Source organism: Pseudomonas sp. PAMC 25886, assembly GCF_000242655.1.
Lineage (GTDB): Bacteria > Pseudomonadota > Gammaproteobacteria > Pseudomonadales > Pseudomonadaceae > Aquipseudomonas.
The window spans coordinates 1-16,872 of record NZ_AHHC01000025.1 but is presented as its reverse complement, the minus strand read 5'-3'; the positions used below and the strand labels follow the sequence as shown (position 1 = coordinate 16,872).

Genomic DNA, 16,872 nt, shown 5'->3' with positions numbered 1-16,872 from the left:
CCTTGATGGCCAGGGCGGAGATAAAAACGGGGCTTTGACTGCTTTCATGTTCCACCAAAAAAACGCCTGTAAGCGGATTCAACCCTTACGACCAGTTCGTCAGGTGAGAAAACCAAGTGTCTCAATGCCGCCGTTCCCACGTAAAGCAGCGGGTTCGTCACGGTAGGTGATGGCAGGCCAAGCTGTTGGCGCGCCCGGTAAATCGCGCCAACCTCCACCAACAACAAATCAAACGGCGGGCTTTTGAATTCGGGTTTCCAGGCGCCGCCATTGTCCTGCGCATTGGCCAGGTGATACCGACCAAGCTCCTCCAGCACCACTGCCAACTGTTGCTCGTCATTCCAGTTGTCTATCACCGACTGATAAATGCCCAGGTTCATCGACTCGATTTGTGCAACGGCGCCTTGCTGCGAATAAACGGAGTAAAGCCACAACATGAAAGGCTCAAAGTGGCGTGCTTTCATAAAACGCGCATCAACGGCGCCCGGCACAGACAGCATCCCGGCCAACACATCGGCCGTCGATGACGCCAGGTCACGCCGGTCTGCCGCCATGAAGGCCGCGAGCAGACACGCGGCATGGCTCAGATGATTGCTCAGATCAGGCACCGTCTTGATGCCTTGAAGAAAACGCGTGTTGGAGAAGGACCTGGCTCTTAACATCAGTGCCCAGTAGCGATACATCATCGAACGGGCGACGTTCTCCCAGCCGGTTTCATCGCCGTCGAAAATGGCAACTTCCCCCTGAATGCCATAATGAACCGCAAGCATTCCCAGTGAGTCCGAAACGTTGTCAAACCCCAGCAAAGAATCACTGGCCAAGTCCTCGTCCAGAAACTCAAGCTCTTGAGCAACCACGACAGGCGAACGGGACAGCCAGTGTCGGTGCTTTCCAAGAATGCTGCTTACTTTCTTCACTCTCGTTTTCCTCATGGAAACAGCGGAAACAGGGGTCAGACCACAATTCTTCTCTTTGCAAAACAGGGGCTAGACCACCAATACCCGCCCTCACATTAATCGTGGCCCGCCCCCGCTTTTCCTAAAGCGCTTCTTTTTATCTTGCTGAAACAGCACAAACAAAATCATTTATAGCCATTTGATCCGTATCATTTTTCGCAAAACGCTCCAGCACCGGAATTAAATAATACTGCATCAAATCACACCTGGCCGGATCCTTCGGTACAGCGTCCTTAAGGCACGCAATCATCAGTTTAATAGACATAATTGACGCGAACGCTTCATAGCCTCTTCCACTTGAAAAAGGGACATTCTTGAAATAGTACTCCGCTAAGAGTCTTTGTTCGGACTTCTTCCAAGATCGGTGAGGTATAAGCACCAAAGCCTCACTCCAATGTTCAGAATTGATAGGATACTCACTCATTATCCAAGCAGCAGCCTGATCAGAAGTCATCTTCACTATTCCTTTACAAAGTGACGTTAACCGAGCGTCCATATCAAACCTACTTTCTTGGATTAAATGTTTTTTCTGGAAGCCTCAAGTTACCTTTTAAGGTGGCCGGTGGCTGATAGTGGCCAGAACTATTATCCCCTTTAGTTTGGGATTCAAAAACACCGGCGCTAGGCCGGCGCGGAGATTGTCAGATCAAGTTGAAGTTTCTCTACAGTTCAAAGCAGCCAGCTCATCTTTCAACCATTGCTCATGCTCATGAACAACATGTTCATAGTTCGACGCAGAATGGTATTGATGCTGCGGCAAATTCACCGCACCAGGAATCATCGACAGTGGAGCATCAGCCGGCCACTCCCAACTTGACCAAAACTCAGACAAATTTATCAACCCATAGAGCGGATCCGAGTCTAGGTTCGTTAGCAATTCTTCCAATGCAACCGCTCGCCATATTCTCCTGGCTCGTTGCATATCCGCATTTTGAAACTCGCTCATTTTTTGCAGCTGCGGGAATAGCTCAGATACAGGCAGATCACTATCGGTAGCCAAGCTAACAATCACGTCGAGCAAGGGATGATTCCCTGCCACCTTTTCAAGCTCAGCGTTTGCAAAATCCTCTACACAAGACGCTGGCAATCGCCCCAAAAGGCTAGGAATACCACAGACGCCCTGAAGCAAAACGGCCCAGTCAGTCAAGCCGTGTTTGGTAATTCGTTCAAAGACTGCTTGAATCATGGTTTCACCGGTATGCCGTTAACAGTTCCATTTGGTACAAACATTCTGTGTGTTACACCGCCCAACTTCGGATCTACAATCCATTCAAATCTACCCGCCACACCATTATAGCTACCCAATGCTTGGTAAATCGACGAGCCGTTATTGAGAGGAAATTTAGTCGCGCTGTTTGCATAGTTATCAACAATATCGGGAAAACCATGCGCAACCGGAGTCGATGGGAACTCTTGGGTGGCATAAGGACCGTTGCGCGTCTCTAGCTCTGAGTACACAGGCATTGGTTTTCCATCAGCCCCAACAACTTGTTTGTTAGGAAGTTGGTCTACTTTATTTCCGCTACCTTGACCCTTCGTACCATTCCCGATACGCGCTTCGACTAGGACATCATTAGATAGCGCTGCTCCTCCTTTTACATCACCGCTGACAACATCCGCCCCGACTGCTCTGGGCTCATTACCTGCGTACCGTTGCCAATCCGAATGGTAAGGATCGGCCTTCATCTCGTCCGTAACCTTGGTAATGCTAGTCGGCTTGGGAGCTTCCGCTGTCGCTTTTGCACCAGTGGTAAGCTCTCCAGCTAACTTACCATTAAAGTATTTACTCGCGCCGCCAAACAGAGCCGCCTGAGCTGCGGATTTCGCCGTGCTCCATGCCAGGTCAGACGTTGCGCTCGACTCTCCTGGAAAGGTTTCCGGAAAGAAAGAAGCTAGCACTCGGTCGGGCTCACTGGATTTAAAATCCGCCGTAATCCGGCTAGCAGAATCCCATGCCCCCACCATCGAGGTAGTGCCAAGCGCTCCTAAGCCGATGGGTAAGGCACAGGTAACAACGCCAACACATGCGGGTGACGACATCACCATCCCGGTATATGCAGTAGCCCCTCCGACTAGGCCAAAGGCAGTGTCTTTGCTTGCTCCTACGACCTGCACCGCCTTGCCGTGAGCATTGAGCGTATCGTCGCTCCAATCCTGCCAACTACGCCCACCAAACTGGCCGGTCGCCTCAAGTAACGCGATCTCCTCACTAAAAGTGGCGCCACGATCCTGAAGTGCCTTGAAGTCCTTATAGGTTTCATCGTTGGTCGGGATCGACTCTGCGCAACTAACCAAAGCGCAGGCCGCCGCATTCAAACGATCAGCCTTTTCCGGATGGAACCGTCGCTGTTCATCCAACGCATCGGCTTGAGACTTGTGAAGCTGGTGGTTGTACTGCGTGGCATTTTTCGCCACCCAGCCACCCTTCTCCAACTTGCTAGCATCTGCATCTTTTTGTGTGGCCGCAGCTAAAACACCGACCAGTTGAGAACTCATGGACAACAATGTCTTGTCGCCCTTCACGATGTCGTTAAGCTGTACGACCAGTGCCTCATTGGCGCCGGCTGCCAATGCGCCTGTACGGAAATCTCCACCCGTTGCTTCGGCCAAGAGGCCACCGACCATCGCATGAATCGCGATCTTGGGAATTGAACCGTTTTCGATGTTCCACTTTTTCGTGTAGTCGCCGACGGCATTGAAGCTGGCCGCTGCCAGGGTATTGAACAGCGCAGTTTTCAGCGCCTCACTCCCACTGCCGCCCTGCCCCAATGCTTTACTCAACAGCGTTGAAGTACCGCCTTGCAATGTCTGGTTCGCGGCAAACTGCCCTACACCAGTCCATGTGTTGAGCTGTGGCCCCGTTATTTGCTTAGTCGCCTGATCAGTATGAGTTCCGGTCCAGCCATCAAAATAAGCTGCGGTCAATCCAGCGGTCACACCGGAAATCGTATACCCCTTCAAAGCATCCGAAGAGGTGACATCCTTGAACACTGCCCCTAAGTTGCCACGATTATTAACGACACTAACCGTCGCATTGGTCGCAGCGCCTGCCGCTACGGCTCCCGCACCTGCCGCGACAGCGACGCCCGCTCCAGCACCTGCAGCCGCAGTCATTGCCAACGGCCCGACAAATGCGGCCATCAGAATTGCTATTACAATCTGCGAACCCGCACCTAAACCGGAGTTACTGTATTTGAAGCTATCGTGGATCTCTTTGACTTGGCGCCAGTCCACGTCACCGCGCTTCTCAGCATCCTTGAGCCAAGCCAGATTCGGATCGGCTTTGACCATGGTATCGATGGTCTGACTAACGGTTTGCTGATCGATCTGCCTGACATCAATCTTCAATCCGTCGACAGCTTTGATAACGACCTGCCCTTGAGCGATCATTTCACTCTGGCGCAGCGTTTCGTCAGTGTTGCCTTTACCTTTGGCGCTGAACCAAGCGAGGTCACCCTTGCTCTTGGTATGGCTCTCGTCATGAAGGTCTTTGACGCCTTCAAAGGCGATGGCCCCGCCACTGTTAAGAATGATGTCATTACCACTATCAAGCTTCGCGACCTGGTAACGCTGGTCACCTTCGCTGATCAACGTGAGGTTGCCGCCAGTCTTGATCTCGGTCCCAACGTTCGTGGTGCGGGTTACTTCGTCTCGCTGCTCTTTCTTCGCGCCCCAGCCACCGTTCTCCTTCATGTCATACAAAGTATGCGTACTGTTCTCAGCCGCCAGCAAATTCAACTTATCCCCGCTGTACAGATAAGCCTCATTCCCCGCACTGATCTTGCTCGCCACCAGCGTAGTGTCGCGCCCGGCCTGGCTCGTAAAGTCCCTGCCCGCCGTCAACACACTGGCTAACTGCGTGGTCTGCTCATCCGCGGTCTTGATGCGTTTCTTGCCGTCTTTTTCCTTGCCTTCGACGTTGTGCACATCGCTGACAGACGCCACGTTGAAATCGCGCCCGGCCTGAATGTTCAGGTCCTTACCCGCGGAGGCGTTGCTGCCGATGATGTTGACGTCTTGCCCCGCCACCATGCTCAGGTTGCCGCCGGCCGTGACCGTGGCCGCTTGGTTTTTCACGTCGGTGGTGATGGTGGATTTGTGCCCGCCGTCGCTGAAGGCGTGGATCTCGCTGGTGTCGCTGACGGCGATCAGGTTGAGGTCGCGCCCGGCTTTCAGGTCGGCATCGCCGCCGGCGGTGAGTGCACCGTGGTTGGTGAGGTCGCGGCCAGCGTCGATGGCCAGGTTTTCGCGGGCGGTGATGGTGCCGGCGCTGCTGTCGGTGAGGGTGCGCATGCCGGCGCCCTGGCGCACCTGGATGGCGGTGTTGTCGTTGGTGATGTCGCCCTTCAGGGTGGTGAGGCTGACCTGGGTGCCGCGTATCTCGCCAGCCATGGAATTGCGGATGCTGTCCTGGGCCAGCAGGCTGAGGTTGTTGCCGGCCTCGATCAGGCCGCCGGTGTAGAGGCTGCCGCTGCTGGCCACCGAGAGGTTGTTGCTGGCGCGCAGGGTGCCGACGTTGATCAGGTCGCCGCCGGTCATCAGGTTGAGGTCGCGGCCCTGGATCAGGCTGTTGCCGCGCACGTTGCGGGAGTCGGCCTGGGCCAGGTAGAGCACCGGCACGAGCACGGTCTGGCCGTCGACCACGCGGTTTTCCATCCACACGATGTCGTGGGTCAGGGCGCCGACTTGCTGGTCAGTGAGGGACACGCCGACGCTCAGGCGCAAGGCGTCCTTGCTGGCCAGGGCGTTGTCCATCAGGTAGCGGAACTGGTCGTAGTCGCTGGTCAGGCCACCGGCGAGGAAGCGTTGCCCGGTTTGCGCCAGCACCGCATCGCGGATCAGCCGTGACTCGTATTGCCCGTCACCCAGGCGACGCCAGGCGTTGTCGGGGCTGTAGCCGAGCTTGCCGAGCATGTAGTCGGAGCTGAAGAAGCCCGCCACAGTGGTGAGGTTCGGGTTGGTCTCGATCAGGTAGTGACTGGTGGGGTCGGCGTTTTTGATGAACAGGCCGTAGTCGCCCTTGGGCAACTGGAAGCCGGGCGCGGTGGTGGGGTCGACCGGGGTGAAGGACTCGCCGGTGTAGTCCACGGGTACGTAGCGGCCGTCGGGCGCGATGCTGGTCACCGGCAATACGCTGCTCGGCGCCTGGGCGGTGGCGTCGTTGACGTGCTTGCTCAGGTTGATGTTGATGCCGCCGACGGGGATGCCGGTCTGGTCGTCACCGAGGGTGCCGGTCAGTTGCTCCAGGGTGTTGGTGTGCAACGTGCCATTTTGCAGGGTGCGCGCAACGTTGAGGTTGACCGCGCCACCGGCCTGTATCGTCGCGGTGTAGCCCGGGCCGCCGTTGTCGGTCCAGGTGGTGACGTTGCTTTGTTCGGAGAAACGCCAGTCGCTGGACCGGGCCTTGAGCACCTCAAAGCGCGCCTTATCAAAATTACCCGCCGCCACCGCTGCGTTGAAGGCGGGTACGTCGAGGTATTCCATCCGGTCCCACTCATCGGTGTCGATGCGCTGCGGGGTGCCGATGAGGATGGTGTTCTGCCCGGTGCGGGTCGCGGCGCCCTGGTTGAGCAGGTCGTTGGCGGTGATGCTCAGGTTGCCATTGGCCGCCAGCAGGCTATAGCGGTTCTGGACGTTGTCGCCCTGGATCAGCAGGTCTTTGCCCGCCACCAGGCGCGCAGAGGCCGAGTCCTTGATCGCGGATTCAAGGTAGGTCTGGTTGATGGTGATTTGACCGCGCTTGAACGAGTCGTGTCCGCCGCAGTGCTGGCCGCACTGCCAATAGAGGCTGCCGGTGGTGATGGTCTGGCCCAACTCGAATTCAGCCTTGGCGTTTTCCACATTCCGCGCACTGATGCCGATATTGCCTTCGCTTTCAACCGTACCGGAAAGGTTGCTGAAGCCCGCCGCCATGCCGCCATCGAGCGCCGCGAAACTCAGGTTGCCCTTGCTGTAGACGTCGCCGTACAGGTTGCTGAAGCTGTTCCCGCGCAGGGTCAGATCACCGCCGCTGAACAGCAGCGTGTCGGCGCTATTGCTGATGCCATTGCTGGCGCTGAGGTTGACGTTGCCTTGTGAACCGAGGGTGCCGCGGTTGTTGATCTGTGCGGCGGCAATGTCGAGTTGCTGGCGTGCGGTGAGGTAGCCGAGGTTATCCAGCGTACCGCCCAGGGTGATGCGGGTGGTGGTGCCGCCGGCCAAACGCCCGCCGTTCTGGCTGAGGTTGTTGGCGACCACGCTCAGTTTTTGCTGGGCCGAAAGGCGGCCACTGTTGGTCATGTCGCCGGTCAGGTTGACAGTCAGGTCACCGTCGCTGAGCAACTCGCCCGCGTTATCCAGGCTGGCCACATCCAGGGTCAGACCCTTGGCGCTGGCCAGGCGATCGCCGGCCTTGAGGCTCAGGCCCTGGGTGCTGGTGTAGTGCAAGGCTTCATTGAGTTGCACGCGGCCGAGGCCATCGACTTGGCCAAACGACCAGTCGGCGGTGCCCAGGCCATTGATGCTGCCCTGGCTGCCGGTGAGGCTGGTGGTATTGAGGCTGAACACGCCGGCGCCGGCGTGCTGCAGTTGCCCGGCCTGGTTATTCAGATGCCCGGCATTGAGGCTGAAGGCCTGGCTGCCGAATTCAAGAATGCCGTTCTGGTTATTCAGTTGGTCGGTGACCGTCAGCGTGCTGCTGGCGCCTTCGATCGCCCGCAGTTGGCCGCCCGCGCTGTTGTCGAGGTTGCCGCCATTGAAGGTCAGGCCCTGGTTGGACTCAATCAGGCCGCCCTGGTTGGTCAGCTGGGCACGCGAGGTCAGGCTGAGCTGATTGCCGCTGATCTGGCCGTTGGCGCTGTTGTCCAGGGTGGCGCCGGAGACGGTGACGTGCTCCTTGCCGAACAGTTTGCCGCCCCGGTTGGTCAAGGCCTCGACCGTCAGTTGCAGGTCGCTCTTCAAGGCGGTCAACGCGCCGGCCTTGGTACCGTCGTGGCTGTTGTCGACGCTGTCGGCTGTCACCGTCAAGCTGTCGCCTTGCACGGTGCCGCCCTGGTTGTTCAAGGTGCCCAGCCTCAGGTCGACCGCCGCACCACCGCTGAGGATCATGCCCTGGCGATTGCTCAGGTCCTGGCCGCGGTAGCTCACGCCCTGATTGCCGGCCAGGAGTTGGCCCTGGTCGTTGTCGAGGGTTTGCGCCGCGATATCCAGGCGCTTGCCCCGCAAGGTGCCGCCCTGGTTGTTGAGGGTGGTCAAGGCCTTGACCAGCACACTGCGTTCGGCGGCGTCGATCACACCGTTGGTGTTGGTCAGCAGGTTGCTGATGTTGAGGGTGATGTCGCCGTCATTGCTGACCAGCGCGCCCTTGCTGCTGTTGTCGAGGTCTTGCGCGGTGACAGTCAGGGCCTTGCCCAGCAGGATCCCGGCGCTGTTGCCCAGGCGGTTGCCGGTCAGCAGCAGGTCACCCTCACTTTGAATGCGGCCCTGGGTGTTGAGCAATTGGTCGTTCAGCACCACGCTCACACCCGGCACACCACCGGCCAGCAACCCGGCACTGCGGTTGTCGAGGCTGCCGGCGCGCACGTCCAGTTGGTCACCGACGATACGCCCGGCGCGGTTGTCGATCTGCCCGCTTCGCGCATCCAGCAGCAACTGCTTGCCGATGATGGCGCCGCCCTGGTTATCCAGGCTCGCGGCGTGCAGTTCGATGTCGCCCTGGGCGGCCTGTAAGTGACCTTTGGCGTTGTTCAGCTGTTGGGCGACGGTCAAGGTCAACTTGCCGGCATCCGCGCTGAGTACACCTGCGTCGTTGTTGCTGAGGCTGCCGAGGGTAGCGGTGAGTTGCCCACCCACCAGCTTGCCGTCCTGGTTGGCGAGGTCGCCGGCGGTGAGGTTCACGTCAGTGCCGGCCTGGGCATGACCCTGGCTGTTGTTGAAAGCGTTGGTGACGGTGAGGTTGAGCGCGCCTTTCTCGGCACTGATCAAGCCCTTGGCACTGTTGTCGAGGCTGGCGGCGTTCACCGTCACGGCGTCGGCGACAATCTGCCCGCCGTTGTTATTCAGCGCGCCGCTGTTGAGGGTCAAGCTGCCGCCCGCCACCTGGATACGGCCCTGACGGTTATCCAGCGAATCGGTTTGCAGCGTCGCCGCCTGCTCGGCACCGAAGCGAATCAACCCGCCCAGGTTGACGATCGCCGGCGCGCTGATCGCCAGGCTCTGCTCGCCGAACAGGCGCGCGGTGGCGCCCTGGTTGGTCAGCTTGGCGGTGCTGACGCTGACGGTCTTGGCCTGGATGATGCTGCCCTGGTTGGTCAGCGCCTGCGCGGCGGTGATCGCCAACGCGCGACTGGCCAGCAGGTTGCCGCTGGTGTTCACGGTTTGCGCGTTCACCACTACATCGCCCGTGGCATTGCGGCTGTTGTCTACCTGCACCCCCGCCTCGATGATGCCCGGGTTGGTGACCTTGACCGCGTTGAGTTCGATGCGTTGGCCGGCGGCCAGGCTCTTCTGGTTGACCAGTTCCTCGGCGCTGCTCACCTGCACATTGCCGGTGGCGTAAACCTTGTCGGTCAGGTTGACGCTTTGCGCGGTGACCTTGAGGTTACCGGTGGCCGCTGTCTGCGCCATGCTGAGGTGCCCATTGGCATCGAGCTGGATATCGCCGCCGCTGGCAGCCAGTGTGCCGTCGAGCTTTACGCCCACACCGGCTTCGGTGCCCACCAGTTTGATCGCCCCGGCGTACATGCCGCCCAGCGCCGAGGAGTCGATGGCCAGCTCGGGCTTGGCGCTGCCGTCATCGGCGCGCGCGGTGGCTTTCAAACTTTTGGCATCGACGTCGTTACGCCCGGCGATCACGGTCAATTCCCGTGCGTTGATCTGCGCATTGATCTTGGCCGAGCGGGTGATGATTTCGAAGCGGTCGACGTTGCTGGCATTCAGGCCCTGGCCGTCGATGGTCACGGTGCCGCCGTCAACCTGATAGCGCTGCAACTGGCCACTCGCGTCGAGCACCGGTTTGCCGGTGGTGAGGGTCACGTTCGGGGTGTTGATAAAGCCGCAACCGCTGCACGTAACGCCATACGGGTTGGCAACGATGACCTTGGCCGACTGGCCCGCCACTTCGGTGTAGCCACGCAGTTGGCTGGGGCTGCCGCCGTTGACTTCGTTGAGGATAACGCTGGCCGCGCCGCCCTTGAGGTTGGGGTTGCCGACGATGTAGCCACCCAATTGGGTGTTTGTGATGGGGCCGTTGGCGTTGTTGAGGATCACGCCGTTGGGGCCGACGTTGTAGTCCTTGAATTGGTTATGGGACAAGCCACTGCCATTGGGGGTGGCGATGTTCACCACCGGTACGCCATTGCCGGCCTGGCCGACGGTGGTGCCCGGCGCGCTGACCACAATGCCTTCGGCCTGGGCCAGCAGCGGCTGCCAGAACAGCGCGTTGGCCAGGATCAGCACCAGGCCACGCTTGGGCAGGCCGAAGAACGAGTCTCGCGGTTTCAGCGCAGCAGAAGGTTGGCGGGCCAGGAAGGCAAAGTGGCGAACATCCATTGTCATATTCTCGATGTAACGGGGCGTTGAATTACAGGAAGAAATCCATGCGGAAGTAGATCGGCGCTTCGCGCTCGCTCATCACTGCCGGGCGTTCCAGGGAATGGGCAAAGGTCACGCTGGTGCTGACGTATTTGCCACGGGCGAACAGCTCCAGGGAGTTGCTCGAAACCCGGCCATGCACTTCACCGTTGTAACGGTCGTTGCGGATCACGCCCTGGTCATAGCCGACGCTGGCGCCATATTCAGCGAAGGCCGGGCGCATCCAGTCCCAGGTCACCGGGCGCGCCCAGCGCACGTCGTTGCGCCAGTAGCCGCCGCTGTCGCCGGTGAGCTGCTGGTCTTTGAAACCACGCACCGAGGCCGAACCGCCAAGGCTCATGCGCTGCGGGCTGAACAGGATGTCTTCACTGCGTTGGCCGGTGGCCAGGCTGGAGAAACTGAACGACTCGCCCCACAGCGTGAACGGCTGCAAGTAGCTGACGGTGGCGGTGTATTTGCGATAGCGCGCGTTGGGCAGGCGATTGCCGTACTGATCGCGCTCGTTTTCGGCTTGGGCGTCGAAGGCGCCGATACCGTTCTGCATGCCCAGGTCGAGGTTGACGAAAGCATTGCCGATGCGTCGGCCGTGATTGATGCCCAGTTGCAGTTCGCTGAGGCGGTTACTGCTGGGCTCGGTGCGGATGTCGAGGATGTAGTTGTTGGTGCGCAGGTGCGACAGGCCGACGTTCACCGAGGTCTTGCTCACGTCGTCACGATGGATCACGCGCTCGGCGCGCAATTGGTGGTTCTCGTTGTCGCCGTTCTGCTTGAATTTAAAGGCGTTGGTCACGCCATAGGTGCGGTAATCACTCTCGCTGTAGGTGTAGCTGAAGTTCCACCAGCCCCACGGCACGTTGTAGTAGAGCATGGTGTTTTTCGAGGTCTTCTGGTGATCGCTGACGGCGTCGTGGCCACCGCGCAACACCAGTTGATCGGCCAGGCCGAGCGGGCTGTCCCACTCCAGGCCAGCGCCCCATTGCTGTTCGCCGGTGCTTTTCTGCCCGTCGTTATTGCGCGACAGGCTCGCGCGCCAGGGCTTTTGCGGGACGTTCTTGACCTGTACTTCACTGCCGCCCACCTGGCTGCCGGGGGTCAGTTCCATTTGCGCCTGCTTGGACGGCAAGCGGTTCAACTGGTCCACCAATTGCTCGATTTCCCGCAGGTTGAGCTGCTCGCCGACCTTGCCGGGAAACGCCATGGCCAGCTCGCGTTGGGACAGGTTGCTGCCGTCAGCCCCCTTCAGGCCTTCGAGTTTGCCTTCCACCACCAACACCTGGAGGTGGCCCGTGGAAAGGTCCTGCTGCGGCAGGTAGGCACGGCTGGTGACCATGCCTTTGTCGATGTAGTAGTCAGTGATCGCCTTGAGCACTTGATTGAGCTGGGAGACGCCCAGGCACTGGCCGATATAAGGCTTGAGCAGGCGCTCGCGGTCCGTCGCGGGCAGGCTGTCGGCGCCCTTGAGCTCGATGTCTTTGATCGGGAAGCAACGGGTATCGGCCGGGGTGGCAGGCGCCTGGGGTTTGGCTTCTTTACCGGGCAGGTCCTTGAGTTCTTCAAGGCGCCGGCGCTGTTCTTCCAGCAGGCGGTTTTGCCGGTCGCGGATCAGGTCCTGATCGCCAGGCGTAGGCGCCGCCACCGCACTATTGAGTGCGAAGCAAGTCAGCAGGCAAACGCCCAGCAGCAGCCGAGTCCGTGGCAGTAATAAAGACATGTTCGATCCGTCGAAAAAGCGGGGGCCGGCAAACTAACATCGAACTTCCGGTGGGCCAAGATTCTGGCTTAGTTGGAAACTATGATTAACAGGCCTATAAGTCGCTGATTATTAACAATAAATAAATCATGCAACGTTTAATCGCTTGCAATTGGAATTTTTATTCCGACAAGCGGTAACAGTTTTGATACAACTTTAACGGGCCACTTACAGTTGCCACTAGTTAGCCATCAAGTTGTATCAAGACTGATTAGTAGCCAAAAGACGAGAAAAGTTCGGGTTAATTTTGTGAATTGGATCCCATTTATCGGCCTGAAGCCTCTTTGACCCGCTCCTGCCCCGTCACCAGCTTCAATCCTGGCCGCTCGACATGCCGCGACACGTGCGCGGTCACCTCCTGCACCCCGCCTTCGTGGTCGTTATGAATCACCAGCACACCCGGGCGACGCAGTTGCTCCAGGTCGCCTTCGCCCAGGCTGAAGCTATGGCTCAGGCGTTGGTCGCTCAAGGCTTTGGCCGCCGAGCGCCGCTGGGCAAACCGTTTGCCGCGTCGCTGCTGGTAACGTGCCCAACTGATCAGCACCACCGCGTTGAACACGGCGATCCACAGGTAGATCTGCAAGGTTTCCATCGCCGCAAAAATCGGTGCTTCGACCCGGGGGCCGCCGTGGCTGTCGAGCATCGGTAGCAGCCCGCGCACCAGCAGGATGATCAGGCCGGCCCAGGCCAGCAGGGTCAGAAATACGTCGATTGCCCACATCACCGGGCGCTGTTGGGTACGGATCAGGTTCATGGTTGCAGTTCCTTGGTGGGGGCTTTGATACCGCGATCCGGGCTGACCCAGCGCGCGCGTTTCTGGTGTTGGCGGAACAGCACTTTGGGGAAGCTGACCAGCGTGGTGAACAGGCTCACCAGCCAGAACACCAGCGGGTACCAGACGGTCCAGAACAGGGTTTTCCACAGGCCCTTTTCATAGCGCCGGTCGATCATGATGCTCACCGCGAACTGCACCAGGCACACCACCGCCAGCAGCAGGCCGGTAAAGGCCGGCGGCATCAGCGAGTCGACGGCGATGGCGGCGGGCAGTGTCACGACTTTGCCCACGGCCCAGAAAATCACCGAGAGCAAAAAGGTGAAGGCCCAGCCGGTGGACAGGCAGTATTCGAACAGCAGTGGCCACAGGTAGCGATGACGCCATTGCCAGATGCCCCGGATGTTCTTGAACAGCACTTCGGCGCCGCCCTGGGCCCAGCGCAGGCGCTGCTTCCACAGGCCGCCGAGGGTTTCCGGCATCAGGATCCAGCACAGCGCGCGGGGCTCGTAGAAGATGCTCCAGTGGTCCAATTGCAGCTTCCAGCTGACGTCGATGTCTTCGGTGATCATGTCGGTGCTCCAGTAGTCGACCCGGTCCAGGGCCGCCCGCCGAAACGCCACCACCACGCCGGAGACGGTGAAGATCCGCCCGAATACCCGTTGGGTGCGCTTGATCAAACCAATGATCGAAGAGAACTCGCCCACCTGCACCCGGCCGATCAAGGTCGAACGCGTACGAATCCGCGGGTTGCCGGTGACGGCCCCCAGGCGCGGGTTGTCGAGCATCGGCGCCACCAGGTACGCCGCCGTGTTCGGCGCGAGCAACGCGTCGCCGTCGATGCACACCAGGTATTCACTGCGCGCCGCCACCGCGCCCATGCGCAGGGCCACGGCCTTGCCCTGGTTCTGCGCCAGGTGCAGCACCCGCAGGCGCGGTTCTTTCAGGGCCAATGCATCGAGCACGGCGGCGGTGTTGTCGCTGGAGCCGTCGTTGATCGCGATCACTTCGATGTTGCGGTACTGCTGGGCCAACGCGGCGCCGATGGTCTCGGCGGCGTTGTCGCCTTCGTTGTAGCAAGGGATCAGGATCGAGATCAGCGGTTCGCCGGCCAATACCGGCGCCGGGGTATCGTCAGCCCACGGCCAGTGGCGTTCCCAGTGCAGCCAGAAGTACAAACCGCCGGCGATCCACAAGCCGGACATGAACAGTGGATAGAAGAACACGAAGTCCATCAGGAACTGCCCGGTGACCAGAAAGATCAGGCCCAGGGGCACACCCAATACCAACGACAAGACAATAAGCGCGAGGATTCTGTCGAACATGAGTCAAGGATTCCACTGGTTGGAAAGGGCCGGACGCACGGTTTTCAGATCCGGCGAATTCTCCAGGAAGTTGTCGGGGTAGTAGCCAAAACTGGTCACGCCCTGACGCTTGAGTACGCCCATCCACTCGGCCATTTGGGCGCCGGAAAGGTCCGGGGCGGCCGGGGTGCGCCAGTCCTTGGCTTGCAACTCGAAGACGGTGCGGTGCAGTGCGCCGGGGTGGGCCTTGACGGTGGCCACGAGTTTTTCCAGCCAGGCGTTGGAGCCCTTCAGGTCCTGGCCTTCCATCAACGGCATGGCCATCGGCGCGGTCCAGTCGTAGCTGGTGAGGAAGTCGTCGAGGTTCTGCGCGAACCAGGCCTCGCTGCCGGGGTTGAGCATCGGCTCGGCGAAGATATTGCGTGCGGTCTGCACTTGCGGGCCGCGCAGCGTGCGGACCTTGGCCGTCAGCTCATGGGTGAAGTCGATGAGGTAGCGGCTCTTGAACCGGGTCCAGCGCTGCATCACCGCAGGGTCGGCGCGCAGGGCTTCGATGGTGTCGGGCAGGCCGTTGGCGGCGTAGGCCTTGAGCGCCAGCGGGCTGGCATCTTCAAAGTCCGACAGCACCGCGTCGTCGTGGAACAGCACGCCGTCGATGGCACTGGTGCGGGCCAGGTCTTCGTAGATCTCACCGATGACCTGCCGCACTTTCGGATCAAACGGCGACAGGCGCTGGTACTGGTCCGGGTCGATGGCGACCTTGCCGGTTTCCGGGTCCCAGCGGGTGACGCGGGGCAGCTTCGAATCGAGGGCGAAACTGAGCACCGGCATCCAGGCAAACACATTCACATGAGCCCGGGTGCGCAGTTGCCAGGTGACGCGGTTGAACAGGTCGGCGCGCACCGGCAAATGGCGGTTGGGGAAGTACAGCGAACGCACCAGGCCGTCGCCCTTGGGGTCGGCGAAGGCTTGCAGGAACACGGTGCTGGCGCCCATGTCGACCACGCGCTGGATCAGCTTGTCGAGGTTGCGCACCTGTTGTTCCGGGTCCGGGTCGTAGACGTTGTCCAGGTCCACGTGCAGCACCCGCAGCGGCGCTTCGGCCTGGGTCGCGACGATGGCGTTGGCGTAGTGCTCGCCGTCCGGGTCGGAGGCCACGAGGAAACGCGGGCTGCTCATCAGGTTGCCGAGGCTGTCGAGGCCGTCTTCCAGGGTCAGCGCCATCTGGTAGCCCTGCTCGCCCACCACGGCCAATGAGGTACCGTCGGCAGCGCCATACGGCCACACCCAGACACGCGGGGCCTTGCCGGTGACGGCGCGGATCTTGTTGGAGATCGCCGTGACGTCGGTGCGCATCCGCGCCTGGAACTGGGCTTCGGTTTCGTAGCGGTTGGTCTTTGGATCAAAGCGTCGCGTGGTAGCGGCCGGTTGCAGGTTGCCCTGGGGGTTAGCGAGCACGCCCTTGTGATTGGCGTCGGTGTGGGCGGCGATTTCCACCAGGCCGGACTGGGCGATTTCGCGCACCTGCTGCCAGGTCAGGAAGTCCGAACGCGGCCGTGGCGTGCCGGCGAAATCCACCGGTTGGTTCAGCGGCGTATCCACCCACGAACCCACCGGCGCCAGCAGCGCGTGCCAGTTGTAGCTGCGCAGGATCGGCATCACACGGGTGTAGAAGCTCGCGTAGCCGTCATCGAAGCTGAGCATGATCGCCTTCGCCGGCAGCTCCGGGCCGCCGTTGCGGGCGGCGAGAATTTGGTCAACGGTGACCGGCTGGTAGCCGTTCTCCCGCAACCACGCCAACTGCTCGATCAAGCGTTCGGTGCGCACCGCCACCACTGCCTGATCGGGGTCGCGGTCCTCGATGTCGTGGTAGGCAATACCGAGAAAATGGTTCTTCGGCCACGGCGCTTCGCTGGCAGGCTTTAGCCGCTCGGCGGGTGGAGTGAAAGGCGCGGGTTGCTGGGCGCAGGCGCTGCTCAGCATTAACCCCAGGGCCAACAGGCAACGGGACAAGACAGGCATGATCGGACTCTTCTAGAAGCGGTAGGTGAGGTCGACGATCAGGCGCAGGTCGCTTTCGCGCTCACCGTCATAAGGTCGGCTGATCCAGCTGAGGTTGGCGCCGGTTTCGAGCACGTCGTTCCAGCGAAAACGCTGGCCGTAGCCCACCAATGCAACGCCGCCAGTGCCGTAATCGCGCTGGCTGTAAGTGCCCGCGCCCACCTGGAACTGCTGGCTCCATTGGGTCTCGTAGCGGTGGTAGAGCACGTGGTTGACGGTGGCCGTGGGCAGCACGCTGAAGTCCGAGCGCGGGTTGAAGTACGGCGTGTCTTCCTTGGTGTTGCGGCTGGCGCCGACTTCCAGGCCGAGGTCAACTTGCACCCCCGGCGAGCTGTACACGCCCTGCCGACCGGTGAGCAGCGCTTCGAGGCGGTTGTTGCCGTCGCTGAAATGGGACGGGCTCAGGGCCAGTTTCCATTCGCGGCTTTCATTGGCGCGCCAGCGGATAAAACCGCTGCC

8 protein-coding genes and 1 pseudogene are annotated in these 16,872 nt (G+C 60.3%); all 9 read right to left on the bottom strand.

Annotated features, from left to right (window positions below; all coding sequences use genetic code 11):
- Positions 1-44: 44 nt before the first annotated feature.
- On the bottom strand, positions 45-917 hold the full coding sequence (locus MUM_RS0107865) for a hypothetical protein (RefSeq protein WP_010168788.1): 873 nt from the start codon (positions 915-917) through the stop codon (positions 45-47).
- Positions 918-1,053: 136 nt separating this feature from the next.
- The gene (locus tag MUM_RS0107860) at positions 1,054-1,410 is read right to left on the bottom strand and encodes a hypothetical protein (RefSeq protein WP_010168787.1); all 357 of its coding nucleotides are present in this window, start codon (positions 1,408-1,410) and stop codon (positions 1,054-1,056) included.
- Positions 1,411-1,602: 192 nt separating this feature from the next.
- Positions 1,603-2,142, bottom strand: coding sequence for a DUF2247 family protein (locus MUM_RS0107855; protein WP_029615799.1), 540 nt, complete (start codon positions 2,140-2,142; stop codon positions 1,603-1,605).
- Positions 2,139-10,484, bottom strand: a complete 8,346-nt coding sequence (locus MUM_RS0107850; RefSeq protein WP_010168785.1) for a two-partner secretion domain-containing protein — start codon at positions 10,482-10,484, stop codon at positions 2,139-2,141. The genes MUM_RS0107855 and MUM_RS0107850 overlap by 4 nt, the downstream gene beginning before the upstream one ends.
- A gap of 31 nt (positions 10,485-10,515) precedes the next feature.
- Positions 10,516-12,237 carry a ShlB/FhaC/HecB family hemolysin secretion/activation protein gene (locus MUM_RS0107845; protein WP_010168783.1) on the bottom strand — a complete coding sequence of 574 codons (1,722 nt, stop codon included), beginning with the start codon at positions 12,235-12,237 and terminating at the stop codon, positions 10,516-10,518.
- Between the two features lie 304 nt (positions 12,238-12,541).
- Positions 12,542-13,030 (bottom strand): poly-beta-1,6-N-acetyl-D-glucosamine biosynthesis protein PgaD, encoded by a 489-nt coding sequence (gene pgaD / locus MUM_RS0107840; protein ID WP_010168782.1) that lies wholly within the window; start codon positions 13,028-13,030, stop codon positions 12,542-12,544.
- Positions 13,027-14,373: a poly-beta-1,6-N-acetyl-D-glucosamine synthase gene (gene pgaC / locus MUM_RS0107835; protein WP_010168780.1), complete on the bottom strand. Its 1,347-nt coding sequence runs from the start codon at positions 14,371-14,373 to the stop codon at positions 13,027-13,029. The genes pgaD and pgaC overlap by 4 nt, the downstream gene beginning before the upstream one ends.
- Before the next feature lie 3 nt (positions 14,374-14,376).
- On the bottom strand, positions 14,377-16,374 hold the full coding sequence (gene pgaB / locus MUM_RS0107830; RefSeq protein ID WP_010168777.1) for a poly-beta-1,6-N-acetyl-D-glucosamine N-deacetylase PgaB: 1,998 nt from the start codon (positions 16,372-16,374) through the stop codon (positions 14,377-14,379).
- A 12-nt stretch (positions 16,375-16,386) separates the two neighbouring features.
- Positions 16,387-16,872 (bottom strand): annotated as a pseudogene (locus tag MUM_RS01000000132430) (poly-beta-1,6 N-acetyl-D-glucosamine export porin PgaA); the annotation flags it as partial.